This is a genomic window from Micromonospora sp. NPDC006766 (assembly GCF_040636055.1).
Taxonomy (GTDB): Bacteria; Actinomycetota; Actinomycetes; order Mycobacteriales; family Micromonosporaceae; genus Micromonospora.
Genome location: NZ_JBEYIX010000017.1, coordinates 23,138 through 39,254 on the forward strand (window position 1 = coordinate 23,138; position 16,117 = coordinate 39,254).

At 67.7% G+C, this 16,117-nt stretch carries 16 protein-coding genes; 13 read left to right on the forward strand and 3 right to left on the reverse strand.

Annotation, left to right across the window (positions count from 1 at the left end):
• Positions 1-45 precede the first annotated feature (45 nt).
• Both ABZ671_RS16885 and ABZ671_RS16890 read left to right on the forward strand, forming a co-directional pair.
• A complete protein-coding gene (locus ABZ671_RS16885) occupies positions 46-465 on the forward strand; it encodes a hypothetical protein (RefSeq protein ID WP_357858145.1) in 420 nt (139 codons plus the stop codon).
• Positions 413-1,039 (forward strand): hypothetical protein, encoded by a 627-nt coding sequence (locus ABZ671_RS16890; protein ID WP_357858148.1) that lies wholly within the window; start codon positions 413-415, stop codon positions 1,037-1,039. The genes ABZ671_RS16885 and ABZ671_RS16890 overlap by 53 nt, the downstream gene beginning before the upstream one ends.
• Here the strand turns inward: ABZ671_RS16890 and ABZ671_RS16895 are convergent, their stop codons facing one another.
• Positions 1,040-2,329, reverse strand: a complete 1,290-nt coding sequence (locus ABZ671_RS16895; protein WP_357858151.1) for a nitric oxide synthase oxygenase — start codon at positions 2,327-2,329, stop codon at positions 1,040-1,042.
• A 158-nt stretch (positions 2,330-2,487) separates the two neighbouring features.
• Between ABZ671_RS16895 and ABZ671_RS16900 the strand changes: the two genes are divergently transcribed.
• The 6 genes from ABZ671_RS16900 to ABZ671_RS16925 all read left to right on the forward strand — a co-directional run bounded on the left by ABZ671_RS16900 (position 2,488) and on the right by ABZ671_RS16925 (position 8,622).
• Entirely contained in the window at positions 2,488-2,991 is a 504-nt protein-coding gene (locus tag ABZ671_RS16900) for a hypothetical protein (protein ID WP_357858154.1), read from the forward strand.
• Positions 2,992-3,208: 217 nt separating this feature from the next.
• Positions 3,209-4,450, forward strand: coding sequence for a hypothetical protein (locus ABZ671_RS16905; RefSeq protein ID WP_357858157.1), 1,242 nt, complete (start codon positions 3,209-3,211; stop codon positions 4,448-4,450).
• A gap of 222 nt (positions 4,451-4,672) precedes the next feature.
• Positions 4,673-5,329 carry a hypothetical protein gene (locus ABZ671_RS16910; protein WP_357858160.1) on the forward strand — a complete coding sequence of 219 codons (657 nt, stop codon included), beginning with the start codon at positions 4,673-4,675 and terminating at the stop codon, positions 5,327-5,329.
• 293 nt (positions 5,330-5,622) lie between these two features.
• Complete coding sequence (locus tag ABZ671_RS16915; protein WP_357858163.1) at positions 5,623-6,645, forward strand: oxidoreductase; 1,023 nt, start codon at positions 5,623-5,625, stop codon at positions 6,643-6,645.
• Between the two features lie 92 nt (positions 6,646-6,737).
• Positions 6,738-7,643 carry a helix-turn-helix transcriptional regulator gene (locus ABZ671_RS16920; protein WP_357858166.1) on the forward strand — a complete coding sequence of 302 codons (906 nt, stop codon included), beginning with the start codon at positions 6,738-6,740 and terminating at the stop codon, positions 7,641-7,643.
• A gap of 577 nt (positions 7,644-8,220) precedes the next feature.
• Positions 8,221-8,622, forward strand: coding sequence for a hypothetical protein (locus ABZ671_RS16925; protein WP_357858169.1), 402 nt, complete (start codon positions 8,221-8,223; stop codon positions 8,620-8,622).
• A gap of 120 nt (positions 8,623-8,742) precedes the next feature.
• Here ABZ671_RS16925 and ABZ671_RS16930 read toward each other — a convergent pair whose 3' ends face one another.
• Positions 8,743-8,952, reverse strand: coding sequence for a DUF397 domain-containing protein (locus ABZ671_RS16930; protein WP_357858172.1), 210 nt, complete (start codon positions 8,950-8,952; stop codon positions 8,743-8,745).
• Entirely contained in the window at positions 8,945-9,838 is an 894-nt protein-coding gene (locus ABZ671_RS16935) for a helix-turn-helix transcriptional regulator (protein WP_357858344.1), read from the reverse strand. Before ABZ671_RS16935 ends, ABZ671_RS16930 begins: the two co-directional genes overlap by 8 nt.
• 689 nt (positions 9,839-10,527) lie before the next feature.
• On the opposite strand from ABZ671_RS16935, the gene ABZ671_RS16940 reads away from it, so the two are divergent.
• The 5 genes from ABZ671_RS16940 to ABZ671_RS16960 all read left to right on the forward strand — a co-directional run bounded on the left by ABZ671_RS16940 (position 10,528) and on the right by ABZ671_RS16960 (position 16,105).
• Positions 10,528-11,682 carry an FAD-binding oxidoreductase gene (locus ABZ671_RS16940; protein WP_357858175.1) on the forward strand — a complete coding sequence of 385 codons (1,155 nt, stop codon included), beginning with the start codon at positions 10,528-10,530 and terminating at the stop codon, positions 11,680-11,682.
• Between the two features lie 443 nt (positions 11,683-12,125).
• A complete protein-coding gene (locus ABZ671_RS16945; RefSeq protein WP_357858178.1) occupies positions 12,126-12,389 on the forward strand; it encodes a hypothetical protein in 264 nt (87 codons plus the stop codon).
• Positions 12,390-12,400: 11 nt separating this feature from the next.
• Positions 12,401-13,846, forward strand: coding sequence for an APC family permease (locus ABZ671_RS16950; RefSeq protein ID WP_357858347.1), 1,446 nt, complete (start codon positions 12,401-12,403; stop codon positions 13,844-13,846).
• A 169-nt stretch (positions 13,847-14,015) separates the two neighbouring features.
• Positions 14,016-14,861, forward strand: a complete 846-nt coding sequence (locus ABZ671_RS16955; RefSeq protein WP_357858181.1) for a hypothetical protein — start codon at positions 14,016-14,018, stop codon at positions 14,859-14,861.
• On the forward strand, positions 14,858-16,105 hold the full coding sequence (locus tag ABZ671_RS16960) for a histidine decarboxylase (RefSeq protein WP_357858184.1): 1,248 nt from the start codon (positions 14,858-14,860) through the stop codon (positions 16,103-16,105). The genes ABZ671_RS16955 and ABZ671_RS16960 overlap by 4 nt, the downstream gene beginning before the upstream one ends.
• The last annotated feature ends 12 nt before the right edge of the window (positions 16,106-16,117 follow it).

Consider the following 16,117-nt stretch of genomic DNA (forward strand, 5'->3'; position numbering starts at 1 on the left):
ACCTGGTCGGTGTGGGCCTTCGACCACCTCGCCCAACGCGACCAGGTGGCCGCGCTGATCCGGATCCGAAAATTCGTCGACTGGCTCAACGACGCCTACGAACTGCCGGCGTCGACGTTCGCCGTCGCCTCCTGCTGGTACCGCCACCCTGGTGTGGTCCGTGAGCTGTGGGCTCTGCTCGGCTCGTACGAGTTCGAGTTCGGGACACAGCGGGGTTCCCCGCGGCGTAGCCGCGACGGGCCCGCATACTGGCATGATCGCCTTCTGTGGCCCGCCCTGCGGCGCCTGCGCGAGGAACATGGGCTGCGGGAGTGCATTTCGTCGGGGCACACCCCGCGGACGGTCGTGGAACCGCTGAGGACGGACGACGAATTCGGTCGCGAGATCGAACGCTTGATCACGGATGGGAAGCATGATCACCGCCACGATGAAGGCCGTCAGGGACGGCCTCAACAGATACCTTGACGCATGGCGTACTGGCGCGGCTGTCGACGTCGTCTACCTCGGTCTCTACGGAACAAACGAGGCTGTGCTGTCTCCGCTGCCGGTATGGAATGCCTTGATTCAGCGGCTCGCGGCGGAGGTGGATCGGCAGGCCACGGCGAAGATCCACGAGGTGTTGAAGCACGGCGCCGGGCCGCAGCCCACGACGATCCTGGAACTCACACGGCTTGCTCGGCTAGCTAACACGCCGGTGCAGGTTCTCCAGGGCAGAGGTATGCCGCGCGGCAGCGCCGACCTGGTGGCATGGACTCCGGCCCTGTCGGACCTGCGGGCCATCCCGCATCAGAGCGCGGCTGCGGTCGCCCTGCGGGGCTTGAGCGACATCGTCTTGGACCGGGCAGCTCACCACGAGTCCGCCGCCGGCGAGATGGTGAGGTACGCCGTGTTCGACGTCGATGGATTCCACGCGGTGACGATCACCTACCGGTTGGCAGCGGCAGGGCGGCGCGCCGCCGGGCGGCGGGGCCCCACCCGGCGCCCGATCGTCGAGCTGATCAGTCTTGAGGTGCTCCGCTGGTTCGGCGGCAAGGACTGATCACGGTTGTCGTGGTCCCTCATGTGTTGGCTGCGGTGAGTCCGGCGGCTCGGTTACGGCCCATGGCAGCCGGGCGGCGGGGTTCGTCCCACGGGCTAGCGCGGCTGCCATGGTGGAGAGATGCAGGCCGGGATCCTGCGGGCCAGGCATGGTGTAGTAGCGTCCCCAGCTCGGATCCTGGGGGGTCATCGGGTACGAGTTCAGCCATGTCCAGTCGCCGAAGACCGGTCGGCCTGCGGCTTCCTCGCGTGCCGCGAATTGGGAGAAGCCTCGGCTCTCGCGATGGTGGTCGCTGATCCGGACGCCGGCGGCGCGAAAGCTGTGCAGCACGGCATCGTGGAGCACGATCAACGATTTGTCACGCCATAGGGCGTCGTGGCGGGTGTCAAGGCGGAGGCCTCGTGCGACAGCGGGCAGCTGGTCGTAGCGGTGTTGGTCAGCGAGGTTACGCGCGGCGATCTCCGATGCCATGTAGTGGCCGCTGAACGGCGCGCACGAGTATGAGACGCCTCCGACTTGCAAGGTCAGGTTGCTGATGGCCGGAAGCGCCGGCCATCGGAGGCCAAGCCGGGCGAACCAGCGGTGCTCCGGGTGGTGCAGGTCGACCTCCAGGACGGACTCGGCTGGCACGGGGAAGAGGCCGGGTGTCGTGTGATCGCTGCTCTGGATGACCCAGGGGAGCACATCGAAAGCTGTCCTGATCGGTGGTCCGTGCCAGCCGAGGTGCTGGACCAGGTCGGTAAAGGGCGCTTGGTCGGGATCGCCCGTCACCGCGCCGCCGCCCGGGCTCTCGGTCCACCCGGCGTACCTGATCAGTTGCGCATTCCAGATCCGCACGGGCGGTGTAGTGGGCGCGTCCGGTGCGAAGACTGAGATGACCGAGCGGATCGCTCCACCGTTGGTAGACAGATCGAGGTGGCGTACCAGTTCGTCGCGGATCTGCACCGGGGTGCTCAGCTCGCGCAGGTCGCGGACAGCCAGGGTGCTCCACCTGGCCCGTCCAATGCACCGTTCTGCGTTGCGCCACGCCACCCGCGCGCCGAATGTCAACTCGTCGGTCGTCTGCCACCACGTGCCGGTCTCCGCTACTTCACGTCGCATCTGGACCAGGCGCTGCTCTAGTCCGCTCAGGCCGGCCTCGGTGAAGTAGCGCCGCAAGAATGCCTCGCCGGCAGTCGCTACGGCGTCTGCGCCGGTCGTCGTCGGGCTGGCCAGTTGGCCGGCGGGGCATCCGGCGACGTTGGCGAGGGTGCCTGGCCAGCTCGGCGTCGTCACCGCGGTGCCGTTCACGTGACCCGCGTGAGGTGATGCCGCCGGCATCACTTCACCCTGACTTTTCACACGCAACCACCCTCCCATGAGGCCTTAATTACCGTTCGGACTTGATTAAGGTACCTAACTCGCGCTTGAATGAAGCGCCGGTGCGCGATCGAGCTATGGGGGCAGAGATGCGTGGTCAGGAGGAAGGCACGTCCGACGGGGGAGAAGCGGTCCTCGCTTCCGTCCCGGCGGCGGTGCAGGCGGTGGCGGTGCTGTGCTGGGCCGCAGCGGGCACCGCCGTCGGGGCAGCGATGGCGCTGGTCCTCGCTTGGGGCGCCTCTGCCTCACCCTCGGCGATGGTCGTTGACGTCACCGTCGTCGTCGTCCTGGTCGGGCTCAGCGTCGCGGCGGCCTCGGCGGCCCTGTCCACGCCGCAGACCGGATACGTCGCAGCAACGCGGTCGACGGCCGTCGGTCTGGCAGCCGCGGGCGTCGTCCTGGCGCTGGCTACCGGTGGTCTGCCTGTCGCAATCCGCCTTACCGCCGGAGCGGGTTTGGCGGCGCACGGCTTCGCTCTGCTGTGGCTGCTGGGTCGCAAGCCGGCGCGCTCGTGGTTGTCCCAGCGGCGTGTGGCCTCTGCGCGTGGCGCCCAGCGGGAGCTGTGGGACCTGGCGCGGGCCCCGTGGTTCTGATTCGGGCAGGCCGGACCGCAGTGACAGCCGGGCTGGTGACAAGACGGGGGCGCAGGTTGGCACGCGGCACTCAGGGCAAGGGCGCGCCGATGGAAGTGCTCGCCATAGCTGGCCGCCCACAGGTACTTCCCCGGCCTGTGGGCGGTCTGCATCCCGAGAATGCCCACTGCTGGGCACGAATCGCCACGGGCCCTGCCAGGCGCCGGGTGGTTGCGGCATGAGCGCCGTTGATGCTGTGGAGCGATGGCTGGCAGGGGATCGGCGCAGCGCCGCCTTCCCGTACCGGGAGGTGGTCTCCGCTTTCCAAGCGTCGGGGAAACACCTCGTTGCGCCACCGCTGCTGGAGGCTCTCGGCAGGGCGCGGGCCGCGGCCACTGTGGCGGCAGGGTCCTACGCCAGTAACCAGCTGCTGCGCACGTGGCTGAACGTGGCGCTCGACAAGGCCGACGGCCGGTACAACTACCGCACGTACCTGGCCATGAGTCTGCTGTCGATGCCCGACGTGGACGACGGTGTTCTCGTCGCTGACGCGGCGGCGGCGTTGCGATGCCGGGACCGGCTGGTCGTGGCCTTGATCGCGGATGCGATGCGGTTCGAGCAGTGCGCCGAACGCGACGAGCGACAGCCTTTGCGTGAGATGCGGCCTGACCCGGTGGTGACACGTAAGCGCCTGCGGCTCGGCTTACGCGTTCTTCGGCTCGCTCTGCTCCGGCTCGGGATGTGCGGGGCGGAGGATATCGATGGGCTGAGCCCTGAGCGGCTGTGGGAGGTTGTGGAGGACTCCCTCGATGAGGACGAGCGTCGGGCGGTAGCCCTGTCGATGCTGCCGGTGTCCCGGGTTCACGACGAGTATCTGTTCCTGCGGGTGCTCCAGGCGTGCGAGGCGACTGTCGCATTGGTGGCGGTGGATTTGTGTGCCGTCATCCATCTGCTCGGCAACGGCCAGCCACTGCACGGCGGATCGCGGCTGGACGCGGCTGCCAGCATCTTGCGAGAGTCGTCGCCGCTGCTTGACCTGCTCGCCACATTGCAGGACGAGGCGGTCTGGAGCTTCAGCCGGTGGACTGAGGGTGTCACCGGTGTCCAGGGCTACAGCTACAAGCTGGTCGAGTCACTATGCCACCGTCCGGAGCTGACCCGCCTGACTTCAATCACCAACCATGCCGCGTCCGAAGCGCGGATGGTCGCCAGCGAGGATGCGGTGCCGCAGGTACGGGCGCCTGTGACGGCCGGGGTGCCGGGCTCGGTCGACGGCCAGTTGGCAATCGGAATGGCGGCCTTCGCCGCGGCGCTGGCCGCTTGGGGCGACACCCATCACTCACTCGCGGTGCGGATGGTGGGCAATCGGGCGGTCACTCGCTCGGCCGATAGCGCCGGCTATCCGAAAGACGTTAAGGACGTCCCCGTCTTCAACCGGGGGCGTGCGGCCCTCGACGGCCAGGCCGGGGGTGTCGGGTGATCGGCCGTGCAAGTGATGCCGCCGGCATCACCCTGGGTCGGACGATGCTCCTTCGCGCTGGCATGTCTCCCCGCTGGCTGGCGGCCGTAGCGCCCTCGTCCAGGGCGTCGGCGGTGGCGCAGCCACATCGCACACCGGCGGCCGGGGTTCCCGACGCCTGTCAGCTCCTGGGCTTCAGGGTGATGCCGCCGGCATCACCCCAGCACGGAACGAGGTTGTCTCTTGACCGATCACGGTTCGGATGTCAATGCGAGCGCAGGCCAGCGCTCACGTCGGGCGCTCGGTGTGTCTGCGGCTGCGGCGCTCGCGGCGGTCGCGGCGGTCGCGGCGGTCATCTTGACCGTCACTGGCACTAGGAATCGCGAGTCGGCCGATCGGCTACCGGTGGAATCGGCGACGGCAAGCCCGGCTTCGTCAGCGGCCTCGACTGCGACGCCGTGGCGCTACAGCCCGCACCTGCGCCCGTGTGAGGTATTCGCGGTCGCCCCGCTGGAAGGCTTGTTCGGCACCGCTGATCCTCGGCGGAGTGCCACCGACCGTCCCCTCAAGGGCTGCGTGGTCGGTTTCGGGACGCACGGCGCAGCGAACCTCTTGGTGGAGGTCGATGACCACGCGGATGCGCAGTTCCGCGGGCTGAAAGAGGTTGCAGCGGAAGAGGGTTCCCTTAGCCAGGTCCCGAGCGGCTGTCAGGAGAGCTATGCCTACGTCGATGGACTGCTGGGGCCACGTCTGGCCTGCCTCGACGGGAACTTGTACCTGACCGTCGGCTGGACCGACGACATGCTCTCGGCGGACCCGGGCGGAGGAGATGACCAGGCGGTCATGAAAGCGCTTGGTCGTGCGGCTCAGGAAACCCTCCACAACCTGCGCAGGACTTAGGCCTTCGGGCCTTCCTGGGCCGGCGTGGGCGGGGGCGCCCGCGCCGGCTTGGCCCGACCTCCGAACCGCCCCGGAGGTCGGGCCCATAAATCAGCTATGGGATGCAACTGGTGAGTCCATCAAGGGGGAATCATGAGTTCAACGCAGGTCTGCCGTGTCGGGCAGGTCGCCCGACACCGGCCGGGGCAGGCCGACAAAGGCGTGCCCCCGCTCCTCGCGGGGGTACCGGCCTGGATTGTGCTGGCAGCGGCGTTCGCCGCCGCCGCACCATTAACTCAGGCGGTTGGTGACTGGTGACCGCCTCCATCGTTCAGAACGCGCGTCGGTCTGCTGACGGTGCCGCCATGGACTTCGGGCGGGTCGCGGTCGTGACTGGCGCAAACAGCGGCGTGGGTTACCACACAGCGCGGCATCTGGCAGCGCGAGGCGCGACAGTGGTCTTGGCCTGCCGACACCCGGGCCGCATGGCCGAGGCAGCGGCATCCATCCGGGCAGCGCACCCGGGGGCGGCCGTCCGGCAGGTAACGGTTGACCTGGGCAGTCTGCGATCCATCCGTGCGGCTGCTCACCAGATCCTCGACGATCATGCGCGGATCGACGTCTTGGTCAACAACGCAGGGGTGATGGGCGTACCTCGATGGGACACCCTTGACGGGGTCGAAGTGCACTTCGGGGTCAATCACCTGGGTCATTTCGCGTTGACTGGCCTTCTGCTGCCAGGGCTGCTGTCCGCTCCGGCAGCCCGGATCGTCACGGTAAGCAGCACGGCTCACCGGGCAGCCCGGCTGGACCCGGCCGACTGGCCCAACCCGAGGCTCTACAGAGCGTTTCGGGCGTACGCGGCAAGCAAGCTGGCGAACCTGCTGTTTGCCTACGAGCTGCATCGGCGGATGACGTCGGCCGGTGTGGCGGCGCGGAGCATCGCAAGCCATCCAGGTTGGTCAGACACGAAGCTGATCGAGTCGGCATACCGACGGGGTGGGCCCGGCGTAACGGTGGTGGGCCTGCGGCTGCTCGCCGCGGTTGTGGCACAGTCGGCGGCGCTCGGTGCGCTGCCGACGCTCGCGGCAGCCTACGCCGACATGCCGGGCGGGGCCTATGTCGGGCCACGGCGCTGGTTGCACACGCGGGGACCGGCCGCGATCGAGCGCTCTAGCGATGACTCGCATGATGAGGAGGCTGCGCGTCTCCTGTGGAGCATGTCGGCTGAGCTGTCGGGGGTCGATCCGTCATCTTCCCTGAGCGCGCCACGGGCCGGCCTTGGGTGCGTCGACGTTCCGGGGCCGGTCGAGGGTCCGCCTTGGAGAGCTCGATGATCGCCCAACTCCGTGTCCAACGAATCGCTGCTGCCGCAGGTGCCACGTTTGGTGGTCGGTCTGCGGCATCGAGTCAACTGGAGGTGATAGCGATGCCCGACGACAATGCGTTGGGGCTGCTCACCCGACCCTTACCGATCGGCAAGGCCGAAGCAGAACTCTCCGCGTTGCTGCGGGCGTGGCGCAGGCGGCTGAAACTGGATGACCTGCCGGATTTCGTTCAGTATCCGCATCGACGTAGACGGACCGTCAGCCAGGATGACATCGCTCGGGTCGTGGGAAGCACCAGCTTCTGGTACGGCGAACTGGAGCGCGGCCGTCTCGGCCGATACTCCGACGACTTCCTCGACCGGGTTGCCGAGGCGCTGCACCTTAACGAAGCCGAACGGGAGGTGCTCTACCGCCTTGCCGTCTGCCGTCAGCCGGTGCGCCGCGCACGGTCCGCCCGTTCAGACGAGGTATCGAGGACAGTCCGTCGGCTTGTGAGCGCTCAACGGTGCCCCGCCCTCATCCTTGACAGCACCTTCACCGTTCGAGCACGGAACACACAGGCAGAAGCCTGGTTCCCAGCATTGATCCCAGGCAACGCAAACCTGATGCGGTGGGCTTTCATCCGTCCCGAGGCCCGGCGGCAGCTCGCCCGCTGGGAGGAAGATTGGGCGCCGTCTCTGCTGGCACAACTACGCATGGCACATGCGCGCGAGCCCGGTCACAGGGCGCTGGCCCAGCTCATCCGCGAGGTCACTGCGGCCAACGAGCATGCTCGGTGGTGCTGGGAGAACGAGCCCAACGTCGTGGATACGGGAAAGGCTGTGCGAGGAATCAGGATCCGCGGCGAGGGTACGCCGGTCAGGGTCGAGGTCATCACCTGCTCACCGCTGGGGCACCCCGGCCTCACTATGGTGATCGTAGTACCGGTTGAACCGGTCGACGGCGCGGAAGCCGTGCCTGCCTCAACGTCGTCGGCATCCGCAACCGCGCGTGACTGCGCCGCCTGACATGTTGTCGCAGAGCAACTGAGGACCGATGCTCCTGGGCAGTTCGGCTCTCTGTAGGTGATGCCGCCGGCATCACCGCGGGCGAACAGGCGAGGCCCCTGGTGGGGTGATGCCGGCGGCATCACCCCACCAACATCGTGCTGACCAGTTGAGCGCCCGCGCAGAGGGCCATGTCTGCGGCGACAGGCGATCTCACCGGAGCAAGCACCCGACGCGAACTTCCCCAGGTGCCTGTTGCTGTCTCAGGACGCATGCTTTTCCCCGATCGCAAAAAGTGTCGGCGCGTTGGCAGACGATCGCTATCGGTCCAGTCTGTGAACCAGGCGGCTACGGTCGCCAGCAATGACACTTAGCGCTACTGCTACTTGGCCTACCTGCCGTGCAGCTCCTGGAAGTGCGCCAAGGGCGCTGAGCTCTAGAAACAGTAGCTGGCAGGTGTCGGTCGGCAGGAATGACACTGACGGTGGGCGCGAGCATTTCGCCGGAGGCGCGTCAATTCCATTGGATCCTGGCAATGCCCCTTCCGAGCTTATGCCCGGGCCCCTTTAGGAGGTTCATCCGGCCAAGAGAGGTATCCATGCGCGGAACGATCCGCAAGTCCAAACCGGCGCAGGCCCTGCTGCTCACCACGGCGGCGGTCGCCGCGACCCTCGGCGTCGCGACGACGCCCGCTCAGGCCTCATCCGCAAGCTGCACCGCCCCCTACTTCTACTGGGGTTGGTACCGGACCTGCACCACCGGCTCCATCTCGGCCAACTCGACCTACCACTTCGTTGACGTGCGCGTCTACGCCTGCGTTGGGTCGCCCTGGAAGGTGTGGGACACCAAGACAGGTGTGACCGTGGCCAGCGGCAAGGGTCCCGGCCAGAGTAAGGGGACGACTGTGAAGCGGATCAACGGCCTCTACGGTTCGTCGTACAAGGCGAAACTCTCGGACGCCTGCGCCAACGACAAGATCACCATCACGAACAACGTCTGACCGGGATACCAGCCAGCAGGGGTCGTCGCGGGCCTAGGCGCTCAGTAGCCGGCGCGAAGACGTGCCGGCTACTGAGCAACAGGTCTTGGGGTTCGTGGTGGTGATCTGGGATGGTTCCGGCTACTGGGCGAGGGTGCCGTCGCGCAGGCTGCTGGTGAACGCGGTCCAACCAGCCGCAGTGACGGCGATCAGGCCGCCCTGCGGATTCTTGCTGTCGCGGACGAAGACGACGCCCTGGCTGTTGAGCAGGTTCGTCGCCACCTCGACGCAGTTGCCCCCGTTGCCACTACGGGTGCTCTTGCGCCACACGGCGCCGGTCGGGTCAGCCACTGGTGTATCCCTTCTGTGCATCCAGGATGAGTCTTGTCGACGCCTGCTGATTCAAGGCGCGTTTCTCCAGGTCAGCCCACGCCAATCGGTATGCGCTGACCTCGTCGGGTTTGTGCAGGTATATAGCACCAGTAAGCGTCTCGGCGTACGCGAGCGGGGGCTCAAGCGGCTCACCGCGTTGATCAGCCGGGAAGTCCAGCAGAGTGAACGGCCCGCAGGCAGCCATGCCGCCATGCACGCCGGCCGAGAACGGAACGATGCGGATGGAGACGTTGGCCTTGACCGCTATCTCCACCAGGTGAGTCATCTGCTCGGCCATGGCCTGATTGCCGCCAACGGGTCGGTGCAGCACCGCCTGGTTGAGGACAACGCGCAGGTGAGGTGCCCGCGGTCGGGTGAGCAGCGACTGTCGCTCTACACGGACCTCGACCCGCCGCTGGATCTCCTCTTCTGGCACGTACCCGGCGGGGACACGGGCGACTTGCTCGGCGTAGGTGGGTGTTTGAAGCAGGCCAGGGATCAGCTCCGACTCGTACTGCCGGATAGTCTCGGCGCTGTCTTCCAGAGAGACGTAGAGGCCGAACCACGTGGGCAGCGCGGTCTCCGTGTAGTCGTGCCACCAGCTCTTACGCCGGCCGTTGCGGGTTTCGGCAGTGAGTGCGAGCAGGAGGTCAGCGTCCTCCTCGGTCGCGTTGTAGATCTCCAGGAGCGCCCGGATGTCGACGTCCCGGAAGCGGACGCCCTCGTGGCCTTCCTCCATTCGAGCAATGGTGGCCCTCCCCTTCTGAAGGCGTTCCGCCGCTTGCTCCTGCGTCAGGCCGGTCTTCCGCCTTAGCGCCTCCAGCCGGCGTCCGATGTACCGGCGTAACAGCGGCGGGCCCACCATGTCCGACACTTCATCCCACCTCCCGCTCATTTTGGACGAGTGCTCCGCTCAATTAAAACACGCATGCGTAACGCCGTTCATACGGGCAGACCACTAGCCACCTGCTCTTTTGCCATCCGCTCAGCCGAGGCAGCCCTAATCAAAGACGCGCTATGCAAGCTGTTGCTTTTTGAGCGCGCTCAAAGTGTAATGAACCTTGGGAGCGATCGATAGTCACTGAATCTCCGCTACGGCAGCCGCCGAGTGTCTAGCTCGGATCAGAGCCCCCTGTCGCGTCGCTGATCGCGGAACCGAACAGAGGGCCTGCCTGGTGCGGGACCGGTTCGAGAGGAGTCACATGGTTCTCGCCTTGGCAACCGGCGTGATGGGCCTGGCTCTCGGTCTCGCAGGGGGCTTCGTGGTGGCTAAACGCGCCAGCCGCTGGTGTCCGTCATGCGGCGGACCTTCCGTGGTCCCGTCGGCTGCACGAGGGCCGGAGCGGACCGCATGAATAGGGCCCGCAGTGACAAGGCTGCAAGCCCACGGCGCCCCCGGTCAGGTGCAGGGTCCGTCTGGTTCCCCCGTGTCGGACGGGTCCTGCACCATCCGGTTCTCGCGCTGCCCGAGGGCGCAAGCACCTTGCCCAAGCTCACGACAGGGGAAGCGTTCTTCACTCGCGCGCAGTCTCAGCAGGAAGGGGCGTGTGTTCGATGATCGAGCCTGGCCTGTCATGGTCAGTGACCCTGGCGTCGCTCAACCGCGCCTCGGACTACTTCTGGGCACATTTGCAAGACCGCAGCGTTCGATTTCTACCGGAATCAGCGGCTCCGGTGTTCCTCGCGAGTCTCGGGCAGCTGATCGCGCGACGAGACGACCCGGCTGGTCGACGTGCGCTACTCGCCGTGCTCGGCCAGGCGTACCAGCGGTACGGCTTGCAGGCGTACCACGACGCTGTCATCGCTGCGGCTTTGGTCAGCACGGTCAGAGAGTTCGCCGGGTCTCTATGGGAGCCGCATCTTGCCGCAGGCTGGCAGCGAGGGTGCCGCCGTGCCCTGCGTCTCGCCCACCGGGCATCTGAGGTTCTCAGCGATGGGACGCCATTCACGTTTGCTGAGGTAGCAGCTCGCGACCAGGCCGCCGATGGGATCACGGTGTTGACGGCGAGGCCGCACCAGCGCCTGCGCCATCAGCCTGGGCAGGCCATCGCCGTCTGCACGCCACGTCAGCCAGGAGTGTGGCGCTGGTACTCGCCAGCGAACACGCCCCGGCCAGACGGAACGGTTGAGTTTCATGTCCGCGCAGTCGACCAAGGCGTTGTCTCACCCGCGCTGGTGAAGCAGGTCCTGCCTGGAGAGGTGCTGTGGCTTGGCCCTGCGATCGATGCCGGCCTGTCACTCAGCTCTGCCGGCGAGGCCGATCTTCTGCTCGCGGCAGGAGGGACAGGCCTGGCGCCACTGCGGGCGCTGGTGGAAGAGGTAGCCGGTGGGGCGCGGCCGCGGCACGTAACCCTGGTCGTGGGCGCACGAACGGTGGCTGATCTCTACGACGCTGTGGCGCTCGACAAGCTGTATCAGGCTCATCGCGACTGGCTCGACGTCGTGCTCGCGTTCTCTCACGACAGCGACGTCGATCCGGACTCCCAAGGTCATCTTCTTGACGTGGCGCTGTACCACCACAGGCCTGAACAGGCCGTCTACGTTTGCGGGCCCCCGGGCCTCATCGAGGCAGCACGATCACGCCTGCCCGCTGCGGGCGTTCCCTCGGACCGGCTACATCTCGCGTCCACCTTCCTGCGTCCGAGCAGAGCCGGCACTCATGGGGCCCGAATGATCGAACACTGGAGAGCTGACCATGCAGGTCACTGAACGCCCGGTGACGGTGCGCCGAGCCGACGCTGGCAACGCGCACGCGCTCGCTGCGGTGCTCGCCGATTCGCTCGCAGGCGCCTCTGGGCTTCCCAGCAGCGCGCTTCCCCGCCGAGTCCGGATCCATCGCGGCGGATCCCCGATCGTCTGTCCCGACCAGGTGATGCCGGCGGCATCACCGGTCCCCGCATCCCGACCGCTGGTTCTGACCGCGCCCGCGTGATGCCGCCAGCATCACCGGCTTGTACAGCCGCACGTTCCGCCGGTCTTCGCCGTCTGTCTTTTGCCGAATCGCCATGGTTCATCCCCTCTGGAGGTCAATGATGCTGAGCCTGACCCGCACAGCAGCCGCCCCACCCCCACCACGGTCACGGCCGAGCCTGATCCGATGGTTAGCGGCATCGGTGGGCGCCGTAGGTACCGCCCTCACGGATGCGGGAGACGTGACCACGTCGAAGTACGCGTGGGGCTACGCAGTCCGGCGGGAATGGTCGAACGGGAGCCACGACCTGTTCGGGTTCACGTCCGACAAGGGCGAGGCCGAGCGGAGCCTGACCCGTGACCAGAGCTACTGGCGGCGGGGTCCGGTGCGGCCGGTGGCCGTGTACGTGGTGGCGGCCAACGCCTCCGCTGTGGAGCAGCATGCGGTGGACGGCTGCCGGTCGGCGTCGTGCCCCGACTCGCCGAAGCGGGGGGAGTTGCGGTGAGTTCGACGCATGTGCAGGCGGGGCTCGCGCGGCAGACGCTGACCACGTTCGGGTTGTGGGTGTTCGGGGCGGCGGCATCGGCGCCGATGGTGGTGCTCGCTGGTGGGCTCGTGGCGATCTACGCGACCACGGGGGTGACTGCGCTGCCGCTGACGGTTCTGTTGGTGGCGGGGGTGGTGGCGCTGCTGGCGGTCGGGTACACGGCAATGGCGCGTCAGGTTCGGCATCCGGCGGCGTACTACGGCATCTTGGCGCACGGGCTGGGTCGTGGTTGGGGTGTGGCGGCCGGCCTGGTCGCTCTGGTGGCCTACAACGCTATTCAGATCAGCCTGTACGGGCTGGTCGGGGCGACCATGGCCGAGTATCTCGGCGGTACGTGGTGGGTGTGGGCGGGCATCGCTCTGGTCATCGTCGGGGTGTTGGGTGTGCGGGCGATTGTGCTGTCCACCCGGCTGCTGGTCGTCGTGTTGCTGGTGTCGTTGCTGATCGTGGCGGTGTTCGTGGTGGCCGGTGTCTTGCAGCCGGCGGCCGGTGGGCTGTCGTGGGATGGCTTCAACGCCTCGGGGTTGGCCGTTAGTGGCATTGGCGGTGCGGTCGCGTTCTGTGTGGCCGCGTTCATGGGCGTTGACGGCGTGGCGTCGTTCGCTGAGGAGGCCACCGACCGTCGGTCTATCGGCCGGGCCACTATCGCCGCAGTGTTCGTGCTCGGCGGGATGTATGCGGTCGCCGCGTGGGCTATGGGGTTGGCGGTCGGCCTGGACGCTGTCGCCAAGGTGGCCGCTGACCCGGAGGGCGGGCTGCCGTTCACGGTCCTGCAGCGCGCCGGCGGTTGGTGGGTTGTCCTCGCGCAGGTGGCGCTGATCGGCGGTGCAGGGACCTCGATGCTGGCGTTCCACGCCGTGATCGCGAGGTACGTGTTCGCGATGGCCCGCGAGGGCGTCCTGCCTGTCGGCCTCGCGACGGCCGATGGTGGCACTCGGGTCAGCGCGCCGCGTGGCGGGTCGCTGATGCAGACGTGTATCGCTGTGGTGGTGGTGGGCGCGTTCGCGCTCGGTGGCGCTGACCCCTTGGCGGCGATGTTCACCTGGTTGTCGACGTTGGGGGCGATGGGCCTGCTGTGCCTGCTGGTGGCCGCGTCGGTGGCCGCGTTGCGGGCATCGGCGAGCGTGCGTGGCGAGCGGCCGGGCGCGTGGGAGTGGCGGGTCGCGCCGCTGCTGGGCACGTTCGGCGGAACGGGGCTGCTGATCGCGATGGTCGGCAATGTCGGCTCGCTGCTGGGTGCCGCGCCCGGGTCGCTGTCTCCGTTCGTGTTGCCGGCGGTCCTCGTCGTGGCGGCCATCGCGGGTGGGGTGTGGGCGACGAGTTTGCGGCGGTCGCGGCCGGAGGTCTACGCCGGGATTGGCCGTGGCATTCCGAAACCCCACGCGGTACCCGATCTCACGGGCATCTCTCTCTGAGACAGGAGCGACCGCGATGATGAGCACGCATGCTGCCATGCCTTCTCACGGTGGGCACTACGGCGTCGATCCTCAGGACCCCGCCTGGCGGCAGCCGGACTACCCACCACAGGCAGGCCCGCCGGGGCAAGCGGTGCACATCCCCCCGCCGGGATACGGGGCCGCCAGGGTGCCTGCTGAGCACCAGCGGCCACCATCTGGCGCCGTTCCCCCGCCTCCGCCTCCGCCTCCGCCTCCGAGTACACCACAGCCACCAAGCGCAACGTGGCGTGCCGATGACGAGCCGACGGCTGGCGACCGCCGCCAGGCTGATCTACGGATTCAGGTCGCGTATCGGCTCAAGCGGGCCAACTCCGACCACCTGCTCCATGCCGACCAGGCATACGGCCGCCGCGGCGCGCTCAGTCCGAACGGCCTGCTGCTGTTCTTCACCGCACCCGCCGAGGCCCAGCCGCACGGCTACAAGCTGTACACCGCCAGCCGTACGTTCCCGGAGTCGCCAGACTCCGACGACCTACCACTGCTGCTGCGCGCCTTGACAGAGGTGGCAGCGGACAACGTCGCTGTCTTTGGCCGTACCTGGAATCCTCTCGGAACCCAGGGCTGCATGGTCAACGGCGGGGACAGGGTTTTGCCCGCAGGTGCCGAGTACGTCGGCGTTGGGGTCAGCACCCTCGACTCGGATCGGGGCCGCTGGTACCAGATCGCCGACACAGTACGTGCAGCTGCTGCCGCCGGCCGCTACATGTCGACGCTCAACATCAAAGGCCAGTGCTACGCGGTGTTGACCGATGGGACTGCGATGCACGTTGTCCGCGATCCCGAGGCCCGCGTCGGCGACAGCGGGATCCGCTGCAACAAGACAACCGACCCGGAGCGCCTCAGCTACCGCTACCACAACCCCTGGGCCAACATCACGGAGCAGGGCGACGACGAGACCCGGGCGGTGTGGCGGCAGCTCGTCGCGCTGCACAACACCCTCGCCGCCCACCTGCTCGCGGGGCGGCCGGCGTGAACCCGACGCTCGAAGAGGCCGCGGACCTCAGCCGCGAGCCGGTCGACATCGACGCCGTGCTCGACCAGCTGGTGCGCGAGGCCGACGCCGCGGTGCCGACCACCATCGGTTTTCCCGGTGCCGTGGACCTGGACCAGCGCAAGGTCCTGGCCCTGCTCGGCAACCGGTTGTGGAACAACATCGGAGACCCCAGCGATGAGGGCGGGGTCGCCCACACCCGGCTGCTGGAGCGCAAAGTCATCGCCTGGGTCGCCGACGCCGTGTCGATGCCAGCCGACGACCGGTGGGGCTACGTCACCACCGGCGGCACCGAAGGCAACCGGGCTGCTCTGCGCGCCGCCTACCGTCGTCATCCCACGGCCCGGATCTACTACTCGGCCGCCGCGCACTACTCGATCCCCAAAGAAGTAGGGGACCTGGGCGCAGGCGCGCGGAGTGTGGTCGTCGCCGCCCGCCCGGACGGGGAGATGGACTATGCGGACCTCGCCGCGCAGATCCGCCGACGGCGCCGCTGGCCCGCCATCGTGGTAGCGACGGCAGGCACCACCATGACCGAGGCGATCGATGACACCACCCGCATCCGCGCGGTCCTCGCCGAGTACGACATGGCGGGACATCTGCACGTCGACGCGGCCCTGTCCGGCATCCCCCTCGCCCTCGACGGCCGGCTACAACTCGATGACAGCAGCGGCATCGGCAGCATCGCTATCAGCGGACACAAGTTCTTCGGCCTGTCGATCCCGTGCGGAGTGGTGCTCATCCGCAACAGCATCCGCAGCCAGGACACCCGCATCGCCTACACCGGCACCCTCGACACCACGATCACCGGCTCCCGCAACGGCCTGGCCGCCGCACTGCTGTGGCACACCATCGCCACCCATGGGCGTGAGGGGCACCGATGGCGGGCCAGCGAAGCCCGGACCCTCGCCGCCTACGCCGTCTACCAGCTCACCGCCGCCGGATGGCCCGCCTGGCGCCACCCTCACGCATTCACCGTCGTGATCAAAACCCCTCCCAAACCGGTAGGCAAGAAATGGCTGATCTCCACCGACGGCGACACCAGCCACATCATCTGCATGCCCGGCATCAGCAAGGCGCAGATCGACGCCTTCGTCGCCGACATCGCTGAGGCCATCAAGCCTCTTGCGCCGACTCTTTGGCCGCCGGACCGTCCGGGCCACGCGCAGCTGGAATCGCAGCAGGTCCGGCGTCGAATCGCCCTCGCACCACCCCTCTCGTCCTAGGTAAGGAGGCCA

What these genes read in the sequence shown, in the direction of transcription:
- ABZ671_RS16890 (WP_357858148.1), top strand. Translation starts at nt 413, where the DNA reads ATGATCACCGCCACGATGAAGGCCGTCAGGGACGGCCTCAACAGATAC.
- ABZ671_RS16900 (WP_357858154.1), top strand. Translation starts at nt 2,488, where the DNA reads ATGCGTGGTCAGGAGGAAGGCACGTCCGACGGGGGAGAAGCGGTCCTC.
- ABZ671_RS16905 (WP_357858157.1), top strand. Translation starts at nt 3,209, where the DNA reads ATGAGCGCCGTTGATGCTGTGGAGCGATGGCTGGCAGGGGATCGGCGC.
- ABZ671_RS16920 (WP_357858166.1), top strand. Translation starts at nt 6,738, where the DNA reads ATGCCCGACGACAATGCGTTGGGGCTGCTCACCCGACCCTTACCGATC.
- ABZ671_RS16925 (WP_357858169.1), top strand. Translation starts at nt 8,221, where the DNA reads ATGCGCGGAACGATCCGCAAGTCCAAACCGGCGCAGGCCCTGCTGCTC.
- ABZ671_RS16935 (WP_357858344.1), bottom strand. Translation starts at nt 9,838, where the DNA reads ATGGTGGGCCCGCCGCTGTTACGCCGGTACATCGGACGCCGGCTGGAG.
- ABZ671_RS16940 (WP_357858175.1), top strand. Translation starts at nt 10,528, where the DNA reads ATGATCGAGCCTGGCCTGTCATGGTCAGTGACCCTGGCGTCGCTCAAC.